At 70.6% G+C, this 20,067-nt stretch carries 18 protein-coding genes, 2 tRNA genes and 2 pseudogenes; 11 read left to right on the top strand and 11 right to left on the bottom strand.

What is annotated here, in order from left to right:
• Nucleotides 1-8: 8 nt before the first annotated feature.
• From ACFE8Y_RS02870 to ACFE8Y_RS02835, 8 genes and pseudogenes are all read right to left on the bottom strand, one after another.
• The gene (locus ACFE8Y_RS02870) at nucleotides 9-218 is read right to left on the bottom strand and encodes a hypothetical protein (protein WP_375462878.1); all 210 of its coding nucleotides are present in this window, start codon (nucleotides 216-218) and stop codon (nucleotides 9-11) included.
• A gap of 4 nt (nucleotides 219-222) precedes the next feature.
• Nucleotides 223-1,524, bottom strand: coding sequence for an NADH-quinone oxidoreductase subunit NuoF (gene nuoF / locus ACFE8Y_RS02865; protein ID WP_375462877.1), 1,302 nt, complete (start codon nucleotides 1,522-1,524; stop codon nucleotides 223-225).
• Between the two features lie 21 nt (nucleotides 1,525-1,545).
• Nucleotides 1,546-1,779 carry a hypothetical protein gene (locus ACFE8Y_RS02860; protein WP_375462876.1) on the bottom strand — a complete coding sequence of 78 codons (234 nt, stop codon included), beginning with the start codon at nucleotides 1,777-1,779 and terminating at the stop codon, nucleotides 1,546-1,548.
• A 29-nt stretch (nucleotides 1,780-1,808) separates the two neighbouring features.
• A pseudogene (gene nuoE, locus ACFE8Y_RS02855) lies at nucleotides 1,809-2,825 on the bottom strand (NADH-quinone oxidoreductase subunit NuoE); the annotation flags it as partial.
• 194 nt (nucleotides 2,826-3,019) lie between these two features.
• Nucleotides 3,020-4,210 carry an NADH-quinone oxidoreductase subunit D gene (locus ACFE8Y_RS02850; RefSeq protein ID WP_375462875.1) on the bottom strand — a complete coding sequence of 397 codons (1,191 nt, stop codon included), beginning with the start codon at nucleotides 4,208-4,210 and terminating at the stop codon, nucleotides 3,020-3,022.
• Between the two features lie 16 nt (nucleotides 4,211-4,226).
• Nucleotides 4,227-4,874 (bottom strand): NADH-quinone oxidoreductase subunit C, encoded by a 648-nt coding sequence (locus ACFE8Y_RS02845; protein WP_375462874.1) that lies wholly within the window; start codon nucleotides 4,872-4,874, stop codon nucleotides 4,227-4,229.
• A gap of 11 nt (nucleotides 4,875-4,885) precedes the next feature.
• A complete protein-coding gene (locus ACFE8Y_RS02840) occupies nucleotides 4,886-5,473 on the bottom strand; it encodes a NuoB/complex I 20 kDa subunit family protein (protein ID WP_375462873.1) in 588 nt (195 codons plus the stop codon).
• 36 nt (nucleotides 5,474-5,509) lie between these two features.
• Nucleotides 5,510-5,875 carry an NADH-quinone oxidoreductase subunit A gene (locus ACFE8Y_RS02835; RefSeq protein ID WP_375462872.1) on the bottom strand — a complete coding sequence of 122 codons (366 nt, stop codon included), beginning with the start codon at nucleotides 5,873-5,875 and terminating at the stop codon, nucleotides 5,510-5,512.
• Nucleotides 5,876-6,228: 353 nt separating this feature from the next.
• Between ACFE8Y_RS02835 and ACFE8Y_RS02830 the strand changes: the two genes are divergently transcribed.
• From ACFE8Y_RS02830 to ACFE8Y_RS02800, 7 genes are all read left to right on the top strand, one after another.
• A tRNA-Asp gene (locus ACFE8Y_RS02830) sits at nucleotides 6,229-6,305 on the top strand.
• 126 nt (nucleotides 6,306-6,431) lie between these two features.
• Nucleotides 6,432-6,602 (top strand): hypothetical protein, encoded by a 171-nt coding sequence (locus ACFE8Y_RS02825; protein WP_375462871.1) that lies wholly within the window; start codon nucleotides 6,432-6,434, stop codon nucleotides 6,600-6,602.
• A 171-nt stretch (nucleotides 6,603-6,773) separates the two neighbouring features.
• Nucleotides 6,774-7,073, top strand: a complete 300-nt coding sequence (locus tag ACFE8Y_RS02820; protein ID WP_375462870.1) for a hypothetical protein — start codon at nucleotides 6,774-6,776, stop codon at nucleotides 7,071-7,073.
• 128 nt (nucleotides 7,074-7,201) lie between these two features.
• The gene (locus ACFE8Y_RS02815; protein ID WP_375462869.1) at nucleotides 7,202-8,953 is read left to right on the top strand and encodes an ABC transporter ATP-binding protein; all 1,752 of its coding nucleotides are present in this window, start codon (nucleotides 7,202-7,204) and stop codon (nucleotides 8,951-8,953) included.
• A gap of 16 nt (nucleotides 8,954-8,969) precedes the next feature.
• On the top strand, nucleotides 8,970-10,886 hold the full coding sequence (asnB, locus tag ACFE8Y_RS02810; RefSeq protein WP_375462868.1) for an asparagine synthase (glutamine-hydrolyzing): 1,917 nt from the start codon (nucleotides 8,970-8,972) through the stop codon (nucleotides 10,884-10,886).
• A gap of 15 nt (nucleotides 10,887-10,901) precedes the next feature.
• Complete coding sequence (locus tag ACFE8Y_RS02805; protein WP_375462867.1) at nucleotides 10,902-11,780, top strand: aldose 1-epimerase family protein; 879 nt, start codon at nucleotides 10,902-10,904, stop codon at nucleotides 11,778-11,780.
• Nucleotides 11,781-12,491 carry a uroporphyrinogen-III synthase gene (locus ACFE8Y_RS02800; protein WP_375462866.1) on the top strand — a complete coding sequence of 237 codons (711 nt, stop codon included), beginning with the start codon at nucleotides 11,781-11,783 and terminating at the stop codon, nucleotides 12,489-12,491. It begins immediately after the preceding gene.
• A gap of 409 nt (nucleotides 12,492-12,900) precedes the next feature.
• On the opposite strand, the gene ACFE8Y_RS02795 is transcribed toward ACFE8Y_RS02800, so the two are convergent.
• Nucleotides 12,901-13,272, bottom strand: coding sequence for a hypothetical protein (locus tag ACFE8Y_RS02795; protein ID WP_375462865.1), 372 nt, complete (start codon nucleotides 13,270-13,272; stop codon nucleotides 12,901-12,903).
• Nucleotides 13,273-13,291: 19 nt separating this feature from the next.
• On the opposite strand from ACFE8Y_RS02795, the gene ACFE8Y_RS02790 reads away from it, so the two are divergent.
• The 4 genes from ACFE8Y_RS02790 (at nucleotide 13,292) to ACFE8Y_RS02775 (ending at nucleotide 17,700) form a co-directional block, all read left to right on the top strand.
• The gene (locus tag ACFE8Y_RS02790; RefSeq protein WP_375462864.1) at nucleotides 13,292-14,965 is read left to right on the top strand and encodes a translation initiation factor 2; all 1,674 of its coding nucleotides are present in this window, start codon (nucleotides 13,292-13,294) and stop codon (nucleotides 14,963-14,965) included.
• Between the two features lie 105 nt (nucleotides 14,966-15,070).
• A complete protein-coding gene (locus ACFE8Y_RS02785; RefSeq protein ID WP_375462863.1) occupies nucleotides 15,071-16,636 on the top strand; it encodes a heme biosynthesis HemY N-terminal domain-containing protein in 1,566 nt (521 codons plus the stop codon).
• 390 nt (nucleotides 16,637-17,026) lie between these two features.
• Nucleotides 17,027-17,482, top strand: a complete 456-nt coding sequence (locus ACFE8Y_RS02780; protein WP_375462862.1) for an NUDIX hydrolase — start codon at nucleotides 17,027-17,029, stop codon at nucleotides 17,480-17,482.
• A gap of 143 nt (nucleotides 17,483-17,625) precedes the next feature.
• Nucleotides 17,626-17,700 (top strand) — tRNA-Thr (locus ACFE8Y_RS02775).
• A 465-nt stretch (nucleotides 17,701-18,165) separates the two neighbouring features.
• Here ACFE8Y_RS02775 and ACFE8Y_RS02770 read toward each other — a convergent pair.
• Nucleotides 18,166-18,711, bottom strand: a complete 546-nt coding sequence (locus ACFE8Y_RS02770) for a hypothetical protein (protein WP_375462861.1) — start codon at nucleotides 18,709-18,711, stop codon at nucleotides 18,166-18,168.
• Nucleotides 18,712-19,042: 331 nt separating this feature from the next.
• Nucleotides 19,043-19,996 (bottom strand): annotated as a pseudogene (locus ACFE8Y_RS02765) (IS481 family transposase).
• Nucleotides 19,997-20,067: the final 71 nt, after the last annotated feature.

Raw genomic sequence — 20,067 nt, 5'->3', positions numbered from 1 at the left:
CGTGTTTCTCAGTGCGTCGCTTCGGCGAGATCGAGCCTGCGCTCGATCCGCTCGACACGAAGTTCAAGACGGTCAATCCGGCGATGGACACCAGCCAGATTCTCTTCGATGCCGGACAGCCGCGCCTTCACGTCGTGCATGTCGGCACCGAGGCGATCCACTTTCTCGTCGATGCGACGCAGGTAGACGAGCAGGAGATTGTCGGGCTGATCGGCCATCGCGTCACTCCGCCGCCATCGGCACAGCCTCGGAATGCGGGTTGGCGCTGTAGCGGTCGATGCGGCGCTCAATCTCGGGGCGGAAGTGCCGGATCAGCCCCTGGATCGGCCACGCCGCGGCGTCGCCCAGCGCGCAGATGGTGTGGCCCTCGATCTGCTTGGTCACGTCGAGCAGCATGTCGATCTCGCGGCGCTGAGCGCGCCCTTCCGCCATGCGCAGCATCACCCGCCACATCCAGCCGGTGCCCTCGCGGCAGGGCGTGCACTGGCCGCAGGACTCGTGCTTGTAGAAGTAGGCGATGCGGGCGATCGCCTGGACGATGTCGGTGGAGCGGTCGAGCACGATCACGGCGGCCGTGCCGAGGCCGGAGCCGAGGTTGCGCAGCGTGTCGAAGTCCATCTTGGCGTCGATGATCTGCTCGGCCGGCACCAGCGGCACGGACGAGCCCCCGGGGATCGAGCAAAGCAGGTTGTCCCAGCCGCCGCGCATGCCGCCGCAATGTTTGTCGATCAGCTCGCGGAAGGTGATGCCGAGCTCTTCCTCGACATTGCACGGCGTGTTGACGTGGCCCGAGACGCAGAACAGCTTGGTGCCGGTGTTGTTCTTGCCGCCGAGGCCCGCGAACCACGCGCCGCCGCGGCGCAGGATGGTGCCGGCCACCGCGATCGACTCGACGTTGTTGACCGTCGTCGGGCAGCCGTACAGGCCCATATTGGCCGGGAACGGCGGCTTCAGGCGCGGCATCCCCTTCTTGCCCTCGAGGCTTTCCAGCAGCGCCGTCTCCTCGCCGCAGATGTAGGCACCGGCGCCATGGTGGACGTAGATGTCGAACGGGTAGCCGTGGAGGTTGTCCTGACCGACGAGGTTGGCCGCATAGGCCTCGTCGACCGCCTTCTGGAGCGCGTGCTTCTCGGCGACGTACTCGCCGCGGATGTAGATGTAGCAGGCATGCGCCGCCATCGCGAAGGAGGCCAGCAGGCAGCCCTCGATCAGCAGGTGCGGGTCGTGCCGCATGATCTCCCGGTCCTTGCAGGTGCCGGGCTCCGACTCGTCGGCGTTGACCACGAGGTAGTGCGGCCGCCCGTCCGACTTCTTGGGCATGAACGACCACTTCAGCCCCGTCGGGAAGCCGGCGCCGCCGCGCCCGCGGAGGCCCGACGCCTTCATCTCGTCGATGATCCAGTCGCGGCCCTGCTCCAGCAGGAACTTGGTGCCGTCCCACGCGCCGCGTTTCCGCGCGGCGTCGAGCCCGGGCGAGTGCAACCCGTAGAGGTTGGTGAAGATGCGGTCCTGATCGGCGAGCATGGTGTTCGGGTTTCCGGTGTCTCAGGAGGCCGGGACGTTGATGATGTCGAGGCGGCGCTCGATGCGCGAGACGCGTGTGTCGAGGGCGCTGAACGCCTCGTAGAGATTGTGAAGGTCTTCCTGCACGCCGTGAACGGTCGTGCGCAGGGCCCGCACCACGCCGCGGACCTCTCGGACGCCCTCCTCGATAGTGCCGAGGCGCGACTGCATCACCTGCATGACGTCGTAGATCAGATCGTTCGTTACGTCGGCCATGACGGTCACCTCTTCCGTCCGGGACCGCCCGAAGATGAGGCCGGCTTGTCGTCGCTCGCTCCCGAGACCAACGGCTGCGGCGGAACCGCGTCACGCGTCAGGCCCGACTGCGCACCGGCCTCGGCGCCGGCGGCCTCGCCCTCGGCGATGCGCTTGGCCGGCGTATCGGGGTTGGCTTGGGGTGCACCGTCGCCGCGCTCGGTGGCATCGGCACGATCCTCCGGCTTGACCGGGGCCTGCCCGTCGGCGGCCCGTTGCGCCGGGGCGTCGGCGACCTTCCGCTCGACCGTCCGGCCGGCATCGGGCTTGGCGATCTTGGGCTCGGTCGCGACGCGCGCCTCGGTCGAGGCGGCCTCGTCCTTGGCCCGCGCCGGGTCGCCCTCGGCCTTCCTGGTGTCCTCGAAGCGCTTGCGCCACGCGCCGACGCGTGAGCCGTCGAACAGGGCCGCATCGGTCAGGGTGTCGGCACCGCCCCGCGGCTCGGACGAGACCCGTCCGGTCTGCGAACCGACCTTGACCGGGCGTCCCGCGGCGAGGTCGTCCATCAGCTTGCCCAGGCTCTCGGGCGTCAGGTCCTCGTAGTAGTCCTGATTGATCTGCACCATGGGCGCGTTGCAGCAGGCCCCGAGGCACTCGACCTCGAGCCAGGAGAAGTTACCGTCGGCGCTGACGTGCCCCGGCGCGCCGAGGCGGGCGTGCAGCATGTCCTTCAAGTCGCGCGCGCCGCAGGAATCGCACGGCACCGTGCCGCAGAGCTGAATCCAGTAGCGGCCGACCGGCTCCAGCGCGAACATCGTGTAGAACGTCGCCACCTCCAGCACGCGGATGTGCGGCATGCCGAGTTCGTCGGCGACCGCCTCGATCGCGCGCCGCGGCAGCCAGCCGCCGTTCTGCTCCTGCGCCTTCCACAGCAGCGGGATCACGGCCGAGGCCTGACGGCCTTCCGGGTATTTTGCGATCTGGCCCTTGGCCCATTTGGCGTTTTCGGGGGAGAACGCGAAGCTCTCGGGCTGCTGGTTGGTCGGGGCGAGCCTGCGGTTCGACATGCTTCAAGCGTTCCCGATGCCGGTCGTAGCAAATCCATCGCTGCGCATACCCCCTCTGCGGGGGAGGGTGGCCCTCGCGTGAGCGAGGGTCGGGTGAGGGGAGCGCCCTGTCCGGAAGCGTTGCAGCCCGCTCCCGACCCGCTTCGCAGGCCATCCTTCCCCGCAGAGGGGGGAGGGAAGGATCGCGTCGCGGATCACCGGTCCACCTCACCGAACACGATGTCCAGCGTGCCGAGCACGCAGGACACGTCGGCGAGCAGGTGCCCGCGGCACATCCAGTCCATCGCCTGGAGGTGGGCGAAGCCCGGAGCGCGGATCTTGCAGCGGTACGGCTTGTTGGTGCCGTCGGAGACGAGGTAGACGCCGAACTCGCCCTTGGGCGCCTCGACGGCCGCGTAGACCTCCCCCTCGGGCACGTGAAAGCCTTCCGTGTAGAGCTTGAAGTGGTGGATGAGCGCTTCCATCGAGCGCTTCATCTCGCGGCGGGGCGGGGGCGCAAACTTGCCGTCCAGCGCCGCGATCGGGCCCTGGCCCGCCGGCTCGCGGAGCTTGGCGACGCACTGCTTCATGATCTTGACCGACTCGCGCATCTCCTCCATGCGGATCACCTGCCGGTCGTAGGTGTCGCCGTTCTTCCCCACGGGGATGTCGAACGCCATCTCCTCGTAAGCCTCGTAGGGCTGGGACTTGCGCAGGTCCCACGGGATGCCCGATCCCCGTACCATCACGCCCGAAAAACCCCAGGCCATGCACTCGTCCACGGAGACGATGCCGATGTCGACGTTGCGCTGCTTGAAGATGCGGCTGCCCATGACGAGGGTGTCGAGATCGTCCACGACCTGAAGGAACGGGTCGCAGAACGCCTCGATGTCGTCGATCAGCGCCAGCGGCAGGTCCTGGTGGACGCCGCCGGGGCGGAAGTAGTTCGCGTGGAGCCGGGCGCCCGATGCCCGCTCGTAGAAGATCATCAGCTTCTCGCGCTCCTCGAAGCCCCAGAGCGGGGGCGTCAGCGCACCGACATCCATCGCCTGGGTCGTGACGTTGAGGAGATGCGAGAGGATGCGCCCGATCTCGCAGAACAGGGTGCGGATAAGCTGGGCGCGGCGCGGGACCGTGATGCCGGCGAGCCGCTCGATCGCGAGGCAGAAGGCGTGCTCCTGGTTCATCGGCGAGACGTAGTCGAGCCGGTCGAAGTACGGCGTCGCCTGGAGGTAGGTCTTGTGCTCGATCAGCTTCTCGGTGCCGCGGTGCAGCAGGCCGATATGCGGATCGACGCGCTCGACCACCTCGCCGTCGAGCTCCAGCACGAGGCGCAGCACGCCGTGCGCGGCCGGATGCTGCGGCCCGAAGTTGATCGCGAAGTTGCGGATGTTGTGCTCGGTCATGAGACGGCTCCGCTCCTTAAGCCGACGTCTTCTCGTCGCCCGGCAGCACGTAGTCCGTGCCCTCCCACGGCGACAAGAAGTCGAAGTTCCGGAATTCCTGCGTGAGCTTGACCGGCTCGTAGACCACCCGCGCCTCGTCCGTGTCGTAGCGAACCTCGACGAAGCCGGTGAGCGGGAAGTCTTTTCGGAGCGGATGCCCCTCGAAGCCGTAATCGGTCAGCAGCCGGCGGAGATCCGGATGGCCCGAGAACAGGATGCCATAGAGGTCGTAGGCTTCGCGCTCGTACCAATTGGCGCCCGGAAAAACCTCGATCACGGAGGGGACGGGCGTGGTCTCGTCGGTGCGCACCTTCACCCGGATGCGCGCGTTGTGGCGCATCGAGAGCAGGTGGTAGACCACGTCGAAGCGCTGCGCGCGGTTCGGATAATCGGCCCCGCAGATGTCGAGGAAGCAGCGGAACGAGCAGGCCGGATCGTCGCGCAGGAACGTCGTCGCGTAGACGATGTCCGAGGCCTGGACGACCAGCGTCAGCTCGTCGAGCACGATGGTCCGCTCGAGAATCGCTGGCCCGAGCGCCCCGGCGATGTGCTCGGCGAGCGCTTGCAGCGATGCGTGGCCGGAGGCCGGCTGCGTGTGGGCGAGAATCGCGATGCCGTTGGTCATGGGTGCCCCGCTCAGCGCTCGATCGTGCCGGTGCGGCGGATCTTCTTCTGAAGCAGCAGCACGCCGTAGAGCAACGCTTCCGCCGTCGGCGGGCAGCCCGGAACGTAGATGTCGACCGGCACGACCCGGTCGCAGCCGCGCACCACCGAGTAGGAGTAGTGATAGTAGCCGCCGCCGTTGGCGCACGACCCCATCGAGATCACGTAGCGCGGCTCCGGCATCTGGTCGTAGACCTTGCGCAGCGCCGGGGCCATCTTGTTGGTGAGCGTGCCGGCGACGATCATCACGTCGGACTGCCGCGGGGAGCCGCGCGGGGCGAAGCCGAAGCGCTCGCAATCGTAGCGCGGCATCGACATCTGCATCATCTCCACGGCGCAGCAGGCGAGCCCGAACGTCATCCACATCAGCGAGCCGGTGCGGGCCCAGTTGATCAGGTCATCGGTCGACGTGATCAGGAAGCCGCGATCGGCCAGTTCGTCGCTGATCGACAGGAAGGTCGGGTCGTCGGCGCCGATCGGGCGGCCGGTGTTCGGGTCGACGAGGCCCTTGGGCTGGGGCGACAGCGTCGGGGCGCGGGAGAGTTCGGGGGTGAAGGCCATGGATGCCTCAGTGACGGACGGGCGGGGCGGCGGGCTCTAGTCCCATTCGAGGGCGCCCTTGCGCCACTCGTAGACGAAGCCGACGGTGAGAACCCCGAGGAAGGCCATCATCGACCACATCCCGAACCAGCCGAGTTCGCCGAAGGTGATGGCCCAGGGGAACAGGAAGGCGACCTCGAGGTCGAAGATGATGAACAGGATGGCGACGAGGTAGAAGCGCACGTCGAACTTCATGCGCGCGTCGTCGAAGGCGTTGAAGCCGCACTCGTAGGCCGAGAGCTTCTCCGGGTCCGGGCTCGAGTAGGCCACCAGGAACGGGGCCACGAGGAGGGCCGCCGCGATGAACAGCGACACGCCCAGGAACACGATGAGCGGCAGGTAATCCGCCAACAGACCGGTCATGCGACACCCCCTCGTGCTGGACCGCGGCACTCCGGCCCCTGCTCGACGGCGACTGGAATTGCTCCAATCCCAGAGTGCGCGTGGCGCGAGGCTTAGTCGAGGCGTTCCGGTGAGACAAGCCGTTTGCGCGTCGCACAATCGGCTGGTTGGGCGAGAGGTGGTGCACTGCCGGGATCGGGCCAACACGGCAGATCGGCGCAGGGGCCGCGGGCCGGGCAAGGCCGCGATCGGCTACGATTCGCCCTTGCGAGAATCGTGGCGCGCGCGGCGGCCGAGCTTGACACTCCCCAGGCCCCCACATACACCCCGCCCGTCGCCGAGGGTTCGTCAGGGACATCCGGCGGCCGCGCCGTGCGGGCGTAGCTCAGTTGGTTAGAGTGCCGGCCTGTCACGCCGGAGGTCGCGGGTTCGAGTCCCGTCGCCCGCGCCACGCCGCCTCCGATATGCACCGTCCCAGGTCGCTCGTCTTCGAAGATGCCGCCCCAATCGGGCGCGTGCGAACACTCGGTTAACCCTGGCAGCTTAACACAGGTGGCAGGTCCGGGGAGTCGCCGCCATGAAGATGCTGCCGCTCGTGCTCTGTCTTGCTGCCGTCGCGCTCGGCGGATGCATCGGAGGCCCGACCGCACAGCTCTCCCGCGATCCGGCCGGTAGGACCGTGCGCGTTCCCACAGCCTTGACCGGCACGAGCGGGACCTCCAGCACGCTGATCCTCGGCATCCAATAGCGTCGCCTCGCTATCCGGCCGCGCTCGGCCCGTCGAGGGCGGCTCCGTTGCTCGCTGCGGCCACGGCGCGGCGCTGCCGGGCAGCCTCGCGTCGGGCTTGATGCAACCGATCCCGCGCTGCCGCGTCTTGCGAGGACCAGCCGGCGAGGAGGACGCGTTCCGATGGAACCCATGAAGCCGATGAAACCGATGGCGCCCATGAAGCCCATGGAGCCGATGAAGGGCTCCGAGCCTTGGTGGCCCGAGGACCTCGGCAAGCCCGCAACCAGCGGCTCGCAGAACGGGATGCGCTACGCGTTCTTCCCCGAGAAGCACCGGCTGCTGATCGAGCAGGACGGGAAGACCACCACCTACGACAGCGGCGACCATAGGATCGGCGGCGTCTCGCAGCAGGACGGCGGCACGAAGTCGCTGACCTTCAGCAGTCAGAACGGCGACGTCGACCTCGCCTCGCTGACGAAGATCGACTGACCGCTCCGGGTTCGAGCCGGTCCGCTGCGTGGACAGGCCGGCGCCGGGCCTCTATGCGCTTGACGCCCAATGCGCTTGACCCCCCCGCCGCCCGCCGCGATCCGAGACGTTTCGAGAAGGTCGGCCCGTTGGGCGCGCTGATCGACCTCGTGCGCGCCATGCGGGCGCGGGACCGGCGCAGGCTCGCGCTGATCGCGTTGGGGCTGACCGGGGCTGGCCTCCTCGAAGTGGTCGGCGTCGCCTCGGTGGTGCCGTTCCTGACGCTGGTGGGCGACCCGTCCGCGGCCGCGCGCGTTCCCTACCTCGCCCACGCCCGCGACGCCCTCGGTCTCACCGACGACCGCGGCTTCCTGATCGCGACGGGCGTGGGGGCGTTGCTGGCGATCCTCGTCACCGCCGTGGTCAATGCAGGGCTGACCTACGCGCAGCTCCTGTTCACGCATCTCACTGGCTACGGCTTCGCCCGCCGGCTGCTGTTCCGCTACCTCGCCCGCGAGACGCTGTTCTTCGCGTACGCCAACAGCGCGGAGCTCGCCAAGACCGTGCTCTCCGAGACCGACCGCCTCGTCATCGGGGTGCTGACGCCGGCCACCGTGATCGCGTCCCGGGCGATCTCGGCGCTCGCCGTCGTCGTCTTCCTGCTGATCTACGCGCCCCGCCTCGCGCTGATCCTCGGCGGCGGCTTCGGCGGGCTCTACGTCGCGATCTACCTCGTGATGCGCGCCCGCCTCGCCGCCCTGGGCGCGCGGGCGGTGGCCGACAACGAGAGCCGCTACCGAGTGGTGCAGGAGACGCTCGGCGCGCTGACCGAACTCAAGCTCTACGGCCGGGCGGAGGCCTTCGCCGGGCGGTTCGACGCGCCGGCGCGCGCCTACGCCCGGGCCACCGCCGCGAGCCTGCTCACCGGGCAGATGCCGCGCTTCGTCATCGAGGCGCTGGCCTTCGGCGGCGTCATCGTGGTGGTGCTGTTCGCGCTCGCCCAGGGCCTCGACACGGCGGGCATCCTGCCGCTGCTCGGCCTGTTCGCGTTCGCTGGATACCGGATGCTGCCGGCCTTCCAGAACATCTTCACCTCGCTCGCGCTGCTGCGCTTCTACCTGCCGGCGGTGCGGGTGATCGTGGACGCGCTCGCCGGCGAGGCGCTGCCCCGGCCGCGGAGCGACGCGCGCCTGCCGTTCCGCGACGCGATCCGCCTGGAGGGCGTCGGCTTCGACTACGAGCCCGGCCGTGCGGCGCTGGCGGACGTGACGCTGACGATTCCGGTCAACGCCACGGTGGGCCTCGTCGGGCGCACGGGCTCGGGCAAGTCGACGCTGGCCGGCCTCGTGCTCGGCGTCCTGAGCCCGAGTGCCGGCCGCATCACCGTGGACGGCGCGGTCCTCGACGTGGCCAGCCTGCCGGCGTGGCAGAACCGCATCGGCTACGTGCCGCAGGACGTGTTCCTGGTGGACGGAAGCGTGGCCGAGAACATCGCGCTCGGCGTGTGGCCCGTCGACATGGCGGCGGTCGAGCGGGCAGCGCGGCTCGCCGGCGCCCACGACTTCGTCCGCGCCCTGTCCGGAGGCTACGCATCCGGCGTCGGCGAGCGCGGCGCGCGGCTCAGCGGCGGCCAGCGCCAGCGGATCGGCATCGCGCGCGCGCTTTACCACGACCCCGACGTGATCGTCTTCGACGAGGCGACCTCGGCGCTCGACGGCGAGACCGAGGGCGCGGTGATGACAGCCCTGGGCGCGCTCGCCGGCCAGCGCACGCTGATCATGATCGCGCACCGGCTCAGCAGCCTGGAAGCGGCCGACGTGGTGCACGTGCTGGAGGCCGGACGCCTCGTCGCCTCCGGCCCGCTGCACGCGGTGACGCCGCACCTCGGCGCCGCGGCCTGAGCGATCCATAAACCCCATGTGCGGCATCGCCGGCCTGATCGACCCTCGGCTCTCCGCCGACGCCCTCGGCGGGACGGCGGACGCGATGACCGACGCGCTGTCCCGGCGCGGCCCGGACGGGCGCGGGATCTGGAGCGATCCGGAGCGCGGCGTCGCGCTCGGCCATCGGCGGCTCGCCATCGTCGAGCTGAGTGAGGCCGGCGCCCAGCCGATGGCGTCGGCCGACGGGCGCTGGGTGGTGAGCTACAACGGCGAGCTCTACGACGCCCTCGCGCATCGCCCTGGGCTGGAGGCCGCGGGCTATCCCTTCCGCGGCGCCTCCGACACGGAGGTGCTGGTCGCCCTGATCGCCCGCGACGGCGTCGCGGGGGCGTTGGCCCAGGTCGAGGGCATCTTCGCCTTTGCCGCCTGGGACCGGCGGGAACGGCGCCTCTGGCTCGCCCGCGACCGGATGGGCGTGAAGCCGCTGTTCTTCGCCTGCGAGGCGCGGCGCCTGCTGTTCGGCTCGCAGCTCGCGGCGCTCACCGCCTGCCCGGGCTTCGGTCCGGAGATCGACCCGGCGGCGGTGTCGAGCCTGCTGCGCCACGGCTACGTGCCGGCGCCGGGCTCGATCCTCCGCGGCGTGGAGAAGCTCGCAGCCGGCCACATCCTGTCCTGGCGCCCCGGGGAGGCGCCGCGGATCGAGGCCTACTGGAGCCTCGACGCCGCGATCGCCCGGGGCCGGGCCGAGCCGTTCCGCGGATCGGCGGAGGACGCCGCGGACGCGCTGGAGACGATCCTGGCGGCGGCGGTGCGGCGGCAGTTGATGAGCGACGTGCCGCTGGGCGCCTTCCTGTCGGGAGGCGTCGATTCCTCCACCATTGCCGCGCTGATGGCGGCGGGCGGCGGCCGGCCGCGGACCTTTGCCGCCGGGTTCCACGAGGACCCGAGCCTCGACGAGAGCCCGCACGCGGCAGCCGTGGCGCGCCATCTGGGCACGGACCACACCACGATCCCGATCGGCGAGGCCGAGGCGCTGGCGCTGGTGGAGCGGCTGCCTGCGATCTTCGACGAGCCGCTGGCCGACCCCTCCGGCCTGCCGACGCACCTGCTCTGCGCGGCGGTGCGCGGTGCCGGCCTCACCGTCGCGCTGTCGGGGGACGGCGGCGACGAGCTGTTCTCCGGCTACGACCGCTACGCCCTGGCCCGCCGGTTCGCGCAGCGCATCGAGCCGGTGCCGCGTCCGCTGCGGGCGCTCGCCGCGGGCGCGATCCGGTGCGCGCCGCGCGGGGCCACGGCGGTGCTCGCCCGCGCGCTGCCCGAGCCCTGGGGTGGGCCGGAGGCGGCCGACCGCCTGCGCAAGGCCGGGGCGCAACTGCCGGGCACCGGCTTCGACCTCTACCGGCGGCTCCTCACCCTCAACCCGGACGCGCGGGCGCTCGCCCGCGGCGTACCCGGCCTGCCGAGCCCCATGGACGAGCCCTCCGACCTGCCGCTCCCGCACAGGATGCGGCGGCTCGACGCGCTGGCCTACCTGCCGGACGACGTGCTGGCCAAGGTCGACCGGGCGAGCATGGCCGTTGGCCTGGAGGCGCGGGTGCCGCTTCTCGACCGCGCGGTCGTGGAATTCGCCTGGACGCTGCCCGATGCCGTCCTGACGCGCGACGGCCGGGGGAAGTGGCCGCTGCGCGCGGTGCTCGCCCGGCACGTGCCGCCGGCGCTGTTCGCGCGGCGCAAGCAGGGCTTCGCCCCGCCGTTGGCCGCTTGGCTGCGCGGCCCCTTGCGCGCCTACGCCCGCGCGCTTCTGATGGGACCCGGCGCGGGTGGCGGCTTTCTCGACCGGGAACGGGTCCGCATCATGCTCGGGGAGCACCTAGCCGGCACGCACAACCACGCGGTCGGACTGTGGCCGCTCCTCACCTTCGAGGCGTGGCGCCTCGCCCAAGCGACCTGACGGAGGGTAGGCACGATGGCAGATTCGATTGCCCTGACGGCCCTGGACGGCACGACCGCGACGGTCGCGCTGCGCGGCGCCGAGCCGGTCTCCTGGCGGGTGGGCGGGCGGGAATACCTCTGGAGCGGCGACCCTGAGCACTGGAACCGGCACGCGCCCTGGCTCTTCCCGGTGGTTGGCGCGTCGAGCGGCGGCGTGGTGCGGGTCGCGGGCGAGACCTACCCGATGGCCCAGCACGGCTTCGCCCGCGACCTGTCCTTCGCCGTGACGGCGCAATCTACTGACACGGTGACGCTGGGGCTCGAAGCGTCGCCGGAGACGCTGGCGCACTATCCCTTCCCGTTCCGCCTCGACATCACCGCGCGCGTGCGCCCCGCGGGGCTCGACCTCACGGTCGCGGTTTCGAATCCGGGCGAGAGCCCACTTCCCTACGCGCTCGGCTTCCACCCGGCCTTTCCGTGGCCGTTTGCCGGCGGGACGCGGGCGGCCGGCGGCGGCTACGCCGTCGTATTCGAGCAGCCTGAGCGCGCCTTCGCACCCGAGGTCGGGCCGGGCGGCCTGCTGCTGCGGGACGAGCGCCCGATTCCGCTCGACGGCGACACCCTGCCCCTCGACCCGGCGCTCTTCACCGAGGCGCTGGTGTTCCGCGAGGCGCGGAGCCGCACGATGCGGTTCACCGGCCCCGGCGGCCGGGCGATCCGCATGAGCGTGGAGGATTTCCCTCACCTCGCCGTCTGGACGAAGCCGGCCGCCCCGTTCCTGTCCCTCGAAGCCTGGACCGGCCACGCCGACTGGGCCGGGTTCGCCGGTGACCTGTCGGAGCGGGACGCGCAGCGGAGCCTCGCACCGGGTGCCACCGCCCACCACGGCATCCGGCTGAGCCTGGAGGGCTGAGTGCGGATCTGGGTGGCGCGGCCCGAGCCCGGCGCCTCGCGCACGGCCGAGCGCCTCGCGGCGCTGGGCCACCGGCCGCTGGTCGCGCCGGTGCTGACGGTGCGGCCGACCGGAGCGAGCCTGCCGCAGGGGGCCGTCGACGCGATCCTGCTGACCAGCGCCAACGCGCTCGCGGCCCTGCTCGCGACGACCGAGGTGTCGTCGCTTCAGGGCATCCCGGTCTTCGCGGTCGGCGCCCGCACGGCGGCGCTCGCGCTGCGGGCTCGCCTCGGTCCCGTCGAGGCGGGCGCGGGCGACGCCGCCGCGCTCGCGGTGCTGATCGCGGCGCGCCTGCGGCCCGGCGCGCGCCTGCTCCACGTCGCGGGCGCCGAGCGCAAGGCGGAGCCGGCCGCCACGCTGTCGGCTGCGGGCTACGCGTTCGAGACCCTGGTCGCCTACGCGGCCGAGCCGCTCGCCCACCTGCCGGAGGCCGCGGCCGCGGCGCTCGGGGCCAAGCCGCCGGGCCTCGATGCGGCGCTGCATTATTCCCGCCGGAGCGCGACCGTCGCCCTCGAACTCGCGCAAGGTGCCGGTCAAGGCGGAGCTTTCCGCGCGTTGAGGCATTACTGCCTGTCGGACGACGTGGCCGCGGCGCTGGAGACATCCGGGATCACGGCGCGCTTCGTCGCGGCACGGCCGCGCGAGGACGACCTCCTGGCGGGTCTGAGCTAACATCGGTCCCGCGCCGTCGCATCGGGCCTCGCCTCGGCCGAGACGGGGGTGATAGGAGGGGCGGTGATCTCGGCCGACGGGCCACCTCACCGCGGAGGCCGTCGTTCCGGGCGGCGGGACGGGGCATCGCGGGACGCATGCGCGGGCGGCGTCGTTCCGGATGTCGAGATTGGAGAGAGCGGGACGTGAAGCCACCGAACGACGCCAACCGCCCGAACCCCGGTGCCCCGAAGCCGGAGGCCGCCCCCGCGGCCGAGCCGGGCAAGCCCGCCCAGGCTCCTCAGACGCCTGCGTCCGGCCTCGATGCGAAGCCGGACCCTGGACCGAATACCAGCGGAACGCTGCCGGGCAAGCCCGATGCGGCCCCCATCGATCCGCCGATCTCCGCCGGACCGCGGGTCGAGCCCGCTCAGCCGGCGACCACGGGGTCGAGCGCGCTGCGGGCCGGCGTCATCGATCCCAAGCGCGGCAGCGAACCGGCTTCGTCCAGTCCGGCAGCGCCGGCAGCCGCACCGGGCCGGGCGGGTGGGCCCGCGGCCGAGCCGCCGAAGCCCGCGACCGCCCCCGTCGAGACGGCCAAGCCCGGCTCCGCGCCCGTCGCGGGAAAGCCCGATGCGGGAAAGCCGGGGAGCGCCACCCCTGCGCCCAAGCCCGAGATGGTGCAGCCCGGGCCGTCCAGGCCGGAGTCCGGAAGGCCTGGGGCGGGGTCGTCATCGCAGCCGCCGAAGTCCGGTCCGGGCAGTGCGTCGCCCACCGGCCCGCGCAGCAGCGGCAGCCTCACCGACGGACCGATCATCGACATGAGGGCCAAGCGCGTCGCGGACGACGCGAAGGGTGCCGGCGGCGAGGCCAAGACCACGGGCAGCGCCGCGGCGGGCAAGGCCACGGGCAGCGCTGCGGCGGGACGGCCGGCCACCGACGGGGCGGAGGCCGGCGCGAGGCCGGCCGGACCAGGCGCCGGATCGACCGGGGCCGGCACGCCGCCCCGCGTTACCCCTGCCGCGGCACCGGCGCGCGGACCGGGCTTCGGCTCGGTCGCGGCCGCCGGGCTCCTCGGCGGCGTGATCGGCGCCGGGCTGCTGTTCGCGATCGAGCGGGCCGGAGTTCTCGGCAATACCGGCGACGAGGCCCGGATCAACGCCCTCGACCAGCGGGTGTCCGGACAGGTCTCGGGCCTCGACCAGCGCTTGGCGACGCTGAGCCCCCGCGACGCGGTCGCCGCCCTTGACAGGCGGGTCGCCGCGAGCGAGGCGGCGCTCAAGCCCCTGCCCGACGCGGTCAAGGCTGCGGAAGCCGCGGCCAAGCAGGCCCTCGACCGGGCGAACGCGGCACCCGCCCCAACCATAGCGGCACCCGCCGAGGGCCAGGCCGCGAGTTCCCCTTCGGCCCTCCCGGCCGATCTCGCCGCCCGGCTCGACGGCCTCGACCAGCGCGTCTCCGCCCTCCAGGAGGAGCCCGGCCGCGAGCAGCCGGCGGAGTCCCGGCTCGGCGTGGTCCAGGCCGGGGACGGGGCCAAGGAGGCGGCCAAGGAGGCGGTTAGGCAGGCTTCCGCCCTCGACGAGCGCGTGAAGGCCCTGGAGGGCAAAATGAACGCGGAGGGCACCGCCGCGCCCGCCGATCTCGCGCCGAAGCTCGCCGCGCTCCAGGGCGAGGTCGAGGCGCGGACCAAGGCGAATGGCGAGGCCGATCAGGCGCTGGGCCAGCGCCTTGACGCCCTGCAGAAGGCGCTCGACGAGCGCGTCAAGGCCGCGACCGAGTCCGTCCAGACCGCGACACAGGCGGCCCGGGACGCGGCCGAGGCCGGCAAGACCCAGGCGCAGGAGGCGACCAGCGCCCTCGACCGCCGCCTGCAGGACCAGTCCGGCAGGATCGCGGCGCTGGACAAGGCGGTGGCGCTGCGCGCCGAGGCGAGCGCGGTTCAGGCCGCCCTCAAGGTCGTGACTGTCGACCGCGTCGTCGGCGCGCTCGATGCCGGCCGCGCCTATGCCGAGCCGCTGGCGAGCCTGCGCAGGCTGGAGACGGGCGATGCGAGCCGCGTCGACGCACTCGCGCCCTTCGCCGAGGCGGGCGCGCCGACTGCGGCGCAACTCGCCGCGGACTTCCAGCTGATCGCGGAGAAGATTGCGGCGGTACGCAGGGCCGCGGACGCGCGCGAGGTCGCCGCGAGCGGCGACCTGAAGCGCCGCTTCCTCAGCATGACGGAGTCCATCGTCCAGGTCCGCAAGGTCGACGCCCCGGCGGCGCCCGAAGCGTCCGAGGCCGATCCGGTCGCGAAGGTGCGAGGGGCCCTCGACCGGGGCGCAATCCGCGAGGCGGCGCAAGCCTACGCAGAGATGCCGCAGGAGGCACAGGCGCTGGGCGGCGGCTTCGGCGCGACGCTGAGGAGCCGAGCCAAGGCGGCGCAGGCGGCCGAGGCCCTCCTGTCGGATGCGTTCAAAGGGCTGCCGACGCCCGCTCCGGCCCCCGGCCGTTGAGCGACCGCGCCCGAGATGCCGACACGCGTGGGCCGTGCGCGCCCTCGCCCGATCCCTATCGTCGCGACGTGACCCGGCCGGCGGCTGACAGGAGACTCTGAATCCATGTGGCGCGCTCTCGCCTTCCTGGCCCTGCTGGCCATCGCCGCCTTTGGGGCGGTCTGGATCGCCGACAGGCCCGGCTCGGTCACCATCGTCTGGAACGGCTACGAGGTGGCCACCAGCCTCGCCATCGCCCTCGTCGGCGTGCTCGTCGCGGCGGTCGTGCTCGGCCTGATCTGGGCCGTGGTGCGCGGCATCATCACCCTGCCCGACACCCTGGTGAACGGCTCGCGCGAGCGCCGCCGGGCCAAGGGCTTCACCGCCCTGTCGCGGGGGATGGTCGCGGTCGGCTCCGGCGATCCGCTGGCGGCCCGGCGGCACGCGGGGGATGCCGAGCGCCTGCTCGGCGCCGAGCCGCTCACGCTCCTTCTCAAGGCGCAGGCCGCTCAGATCTCCGGCGATCGGCAGGCGGCCGAGAACGCGTTCCAGCGCATGGTCGACGATCCCGAGACGCGGGTGCTCGGCCTGCGCGGCCTGTTCGTCGAGGCGCGCCGCCGCGAGGACGCCGTCCTGGCCCGCGCATACGCGATGGAGGCCGCGCGGCTGGCGCCGAGCGTCACCTGGGCCAACGACGCGGTGCTGGAGGCCCAGTGCGCCGACGGCGACTGGGGGGGCGCCCTGGAGACGGTGGAGCGGCGCGGCGCGCTGGGCCTCATCGACAAGGCCGATGCCCGGCGCCAGCGCGCGGTCCTGCTCACTGCGGCGGCCCGGGTGCGCGAGGCCGGCGAGCCGGAAGCCGCGACCGAGCGGGCGCTTCAGGCGGTCAAGCTCGCCCCCGACCTTGTGCCCGCCGCCTGCATCGCCGGCCGTCTGCTGGCCCGGCGCGGGGAGCTGAAGAAGGCGGCCAAGATCGTCGAGGCGGCCTGGAGGGCCAACCCGCACCCGGATCTCGCCAAGATCTACCTGACCCTGCGCACCGGCGACTCGGTGCGAGATCGGCTGGCGCGGGCGGAGACGCTGGCCAAGCTGTCCTCCTGGGCGCCGGAGGCGCGCTTGGCGATCGCGCAGGCCGCCTACGACGCCCGCGCCCTCCCGCAAGCCCGCGATGCCCTCCAGCCTCTGCTCGCCGACAGGCCGACGGTGCGCACCTGCCTGATGATGGCGCGGATCGAGGACGCCGAGCACGGCGCCGGTTCCGGCCGGGCCCGCGAATGGCTCGCCCGCGCCGCGCACGCCCCGCGCGATCCCATCTGGATCGCCGACGGCATCGTCTCGCAGACCTGGGAGCCGGTCTCGCCGGTCTCGGGCCGCATCGATGCCTTCGTGTGGCAGGAACCGCCGAATCTTCTGTCCGGACCGTCGCCGATGGACGAGCCGGACGCTGCCCCCTCGTCAGTGCCGCTCGGGAGCGCGGCCATCGCCGCTCCGGCGCTCACGCCGGAGCCGACGGACATGTCCGTTGCGGCCATGGAGGCTCCGGTCGCGTCCGAGCCACCGAGGGTCGATCCGCCGCCCGCCACCGGCCCCATGGCCCAGGGCACGGCGATCCCGGTGGTCCTGCCGTTGCCGCGCGCACCGGACGCCGCCGGCCCCGAGGATGCCGAGGCCAAGGCCCGCCGCTTCGGCTGAGCGCGCCGATTACGAAGGGTCAAGTTTCGCACGAACCGTCGGCGTCGCAGCATTAAACCGGCCCTGGTTCGGTGCTGCGGCACCGATGCTCTGGCAGTGATCCCTCGCCGGCCTCGCGGCACGAACGCTCCCCGCGCGCGACAAGGCCGCGGTTCACGAAGGCGCGCGAGCTTCCTCGGGCCATGCCCGTGACGCAGCGTCCTCAAGCTTTCATTTGCCGGGTAAGTTTTTGGTTGAAGAGATCGACGCCCTGATCCACTGAACGCCTCATCCCCCCGGCAGAAGCGCCGCCGCATCGACGCGCAGGAGGTGGTCCGTCGTGTTGGCACCTGCCTCGAAACATCTGGCTGATCCTCCGCCGCGCCGGGCGATCGCGTCGTCGGCTTCGGCATGACCACGGTGCCCGTCGACAGTGAGCGCGAGCCGCGGCGTCAGGTCGGCGCGCTGCCCTATCGGCGCGAGTCGGACGGGCGCTACGCGGTGCTGCTGGTGACGTCGCGCGAGAGCAGGCGCTGGGTCATCCCGAAGGGGTGGCCGATGAAGGGCCGCAAGCCCTTCGAGGCCGCAGCCCGGGAAGCCTACGAGGAGGCGGGTCTGCTGGGCCATATCGGCAAGCGCCCGCTCGGGTTCTACCTCTACGAGAAGCGCTTGAAGAACCGCGATTCGGTGCTGTGCCAAGTGAAGGTGTTTCCCTTCGAGGTGCGCAGGCAGCGCAAGCGCTGGCCCGAGCAGCACGAGCGCGAGCAGCGCTGGTTTACACCCTCCGAAGCGGCCGAAGCGGTGACCGAGCCCGGGCTCGCTGCCATCATCCGCGCCGCGCTGAGGCGCGACGACAAGAAGGGGTGAAGCCCGCGGCCTTGTCGTCAGTGCGATGGCTGACCGTCCGGGTCTCAGGTCGTGGTTGCCGGGCCTCCGATTGCCAAGCCACGGCCAATCCTTTAAGGCCCCACTCGGCCGGATCAAGACGCCCCTCGGGCACCCGACCCCCTGCTGCGGTAGCTCAGTGGTAGAGCACCTCATTGGTAATGAGGAGGTCGTGGGTTCGATCCCCCCTCGCAGCACCAACCTTGTCAAGCATTTAGCTCAGAAAACCTGATGCTCTGCACCCCAACGCATCGGTTTGGGGTGCAATGGGGGTGCAACGCTATGTCTTGCACCCCAGCTTAGTTCTCGTCTTTCCGCTGACCTCCCGCATTTCGCCGTCCGGCAGAGAGCGTTGCAGCTCCAGAGCCTCACCGATCGGCGCCTCCAGCCATGCCGCCCACTCCTCCGGCGTTGTGAGCAGCACCGGCATCGCCTTCGGACACAGCTGCCCTGACTGATCTTGCAACCACCGGCCGTTTACGGATCTAGGCAGGCGTAGACATCGACGACGCGGCTATGGTGGCCCTACGGACGACCTCGCTATTATGCAGCAACCTAACTCAAGAGCGTTGATGCAAGGATAATCGAACGGCCGCGGCCGGCCGGCACGAAGCTCGGGCCGCGCTCTGACACTCATGCTATCATCAGAACGGCCGACCCTACTCTCACGCTTTCTTCGCTGGCTTGCCGACGACCTTCGCCAGCCTCGCGTTCATGCGGGGAGCGCCTTGCACGGTCGGCGCCGCGCTTGCAGCCGGTCCGGTTTGCAGGACGGGGATCGCGTTACAGATCGTAACGAGGCGCCAGATGACGGTGTAGCCATCCTGGACGACGTTCGCCTGTTCAAATGACGTCTCAGGCCCGGTCGGCAGGGAAATAGGAAGATGTTTCTGGTCGCGTATGTAGTACTGACAGACTGTATAATCACCCCGGCCTATGCCGGCGAACGACTGCTTCAGACTGAATTGTCCACCTATATACTTTGTGCCGCTCACGGGAGAGGCAAATTCCCCTTGGATATCCGTCATGATGAAGTCAATGTAGCTGGCGCCTGCCCCTTGTCCGACGCTATAGCTGAGTGAGTATTGACCTTGTGGATTTTCTTGAGCAAAATCCAAGACCTCTTTGACTGTAATTATCGGCCCTTGGTTGAAAGGTATGTCAAGCGAATATTTGTAATACAAACCAACGACTTGTAGTGTGATAGCCATGACTCTCCCCGCAATAGATATGGCGGAAAAACCGCTGCATACTGCATTGCCGCCAGACCGGCGCGAGCATAAGTTATATATGTCAGATTAAACCGACAAGCTAATTTTACATGATTGAAAATATGGCCGGATATAGAAGATAATGAAATTTGCATTCAATATAATGGCAAACGATCGCCGCATCCCCCTTGCTGAACCGCCACGGCCGAGCGTCGGGCTCACACGGCCGCGCAGGTCGCACAGGCGCTCCATCAGGGCCGCGCCCGCACGTAGCCCCGCGAGATGAGCCGGTCCCGCCACATCGTCCGGCGCTCGGCTTCGGTGAGATCCGCTAGCTGTGGAGCATCAACAGGTTGTCCTCGTAGAGACTGAGTCGGCTGATGGGCGCCTTGGTGTTGATGCATATGTGGAGCCGCTGCCAGTTGTAACGGAAGAGGAAGGCAGGCAGTTCGCTTCGGCGTTGGTCGGAGGTGCCGTAGGCCCTGGCATAGGCGCATTCCCTCAGCGAGGTCTGGACGAAGCGTTCGACCTTGCCGTTGGTCTTGGGCGTGTAGGGTTGGGTTCGCTTGTGGCGGATGCGCAAGAGACGCAAGGCCTTGGCGTAGCGCCGGGACTTGAAGGCGGGCCCGTTGTCGGTCATCACCCGCTCGACCGTGGCGCCGTGGCGGCGGAAGAAGCGCAGGGCGTTGAACAGGAACGTCAGGCAGGAGCCGCGTTTCTCGTCCGCCAGGATCTCGGAGTAGGCCAGCCGGGAATGGTCGTCGACGGCGAGGTGGAGGTATTCCCATCCGATCCCGCGACCGTTGCTCTGGCCGGCGCGGTCGCCAGTGATGCGATGGCCCGTCCGTTCAAAGCGTCCGAGCTTCTTGATATCGATGTGGATCAACTCGCCCGGCCGCTCACGTTCGTAGCGGCGCATGGGTTCAGAGGGCTCCAGGGCGGCGATGCGGTTGAGACCGAGGCGGCTGAGCATGTGGCTCACCGTGGCGGGCGAGACGCCTACGTCCCGAGCGATCTGCTAGCCGGTGAAGCGCTGCCGACGCAGGATCTCGGTCACTTCCAGCGTGGCGGACGGAGTGGGACGGTGCAGGGTGTGGGGCCGGGACGAGCGATCCCGCAAGCCCGCCACGCCCTCGGCCTGGAAGCGAGCCGCCCACTTGCGCACCGTCTTCACGCACACGCCCATTGTCTCGGCGACGACCTGCGGTGTCAGCCCGCTCATCACCAACCGCGCAAGGCGCTCTCGACCCGACGGCGTCAAACGCGCATTCTCATGAATGTTCATCCGGTCCCTCCGAGGCCTCAGAGCCTGTTTGAGGTCCTCCGCTGGCCGCCCCCATCTGTCTCGTGTGCAAA

This window comes from uncultured Methylobacterium sp. (assembly GCF_964242245.1).
GTDB lineage: Bacteria > Pseudomonadota > Alphaproteobacteria > Rhizobiales > Beijerinckiaceae > Methylobacterium.
This window is presented reverse-complemented; position numbering and strand designations above follow the sequence as displayed.

Excerpts from the sequence above, each read along its gene's own strand:
- ACFE8Y_RS02790 (WP_375462864.1), top strand. The coding sequence starts at position 13,292 with ATGAGGGCCAAGCGCGTCGCGGACGACGCGAAGGGTGCCGGCGGCGAG.
- ACFE8Y_RS02785 (WP_375462863.1), top strand. The coding sequence starts at position 15,071 with ATGTGGCGCGCTCTCGCCTTCCTGGCCCTGCTGGCCATCGCCGCCTTT.
- ACFE8Y_RS02860 (WP_375462876.1), bottom strand. The coding sequence starts at position 1,779 with ATGGCCGACGTAACGAACGATCTGATCTACGACGTCATGCAGGTGATG.
- ACFE8Y_RS02825 (WP_375462871.1), top strand. The coding sequence starts at position 6,432 with ATGAAGATGCTGCCGCTCGTGCTCTGTCTTGCTGCCGTCGCGCTCGGC.
- nuoF (WP_375462877.1), bottom strand. The coding sequence starts at position 1,524 with ATGCTCGCCGATCAGGACCGCATCTTCACCAACCTCTACGGGTTGCAC.
- ACFE8Y_RS02770 (WP_375462861.1), bottom strand. The coding sequence starts at position 18,711 with ATGGCTATCACACTACAAGTCGTTGGTTTGTATTACAAATATTCGCTT.
- ACFE8Y_RS02850 (WP_375462875.1), bottom strand. The coding sequence starts at position 4,210 with ATGACCGAGCACAACATCCGCAACTTCGCGATCAACTTCGGGCCGCAG.
- ACFE8Y_RS02840 (WP_375462873.1), bottom strand. The coding sequence starts at position 5,473 with ATGGCCTTCACCCCCGAACTCTCCCGCGCCCCGACGCTGTCGCCCCAG.
- asnB (WP_375462868.1), top strand. The coding sequence starts at position 8,970 with ATGTGCGGCATCGCCGGCCTGATCGACCCTCGGCTCTCCGCCGACGCC.
- ACFE8Y_RS02820 (WP_375462870.1), top strand. The coding sequence starts at position 6,774 with ATGAAGCCGATGAAACCGATGGCGCCCATGAAGCCCATGGAGCCGATG.
- ACFE8Y_RS02835 (WP_375462872.1), bottom strand. The coding sequence starts at position 5,875 with ATGACCGGTCTGTTGGCGGATTACCTGCCGCTCATCGTGTTCCTGGGC.
- ACFE8Y_RS02805 (WP_375462867.1), top strand. The coding sequence starts at position 10,902 with ATGGCAGATTCGATTGCCCTGACGGCCCTGGACGGCACGACCGCGACG.
- ACFE8Y_RS02870 (WP_375462878.1), bottom strand. The coding sequence starts at position 218 with ATGGCCGATCAGCCCGACAATCTCCTGCTCGTCTACCTGCGTCGCATC.
- ACFE8Y_RS02845 (WP_375462874.1), bottom strand. The coding sequence starts at position 4,874 with ATGACCAACGGCATCGCGATTCTCGCCCACACGCAGCCGGCCTCCGGC.
- ACFE8Y_RS02780 (WP_375462862.1), top strand. The coding sequence starts at position 17,027 with ATGACCACGGTGCCCGTCGACAGTGAGCGCGAGCCGCGGCGTCAGGTC.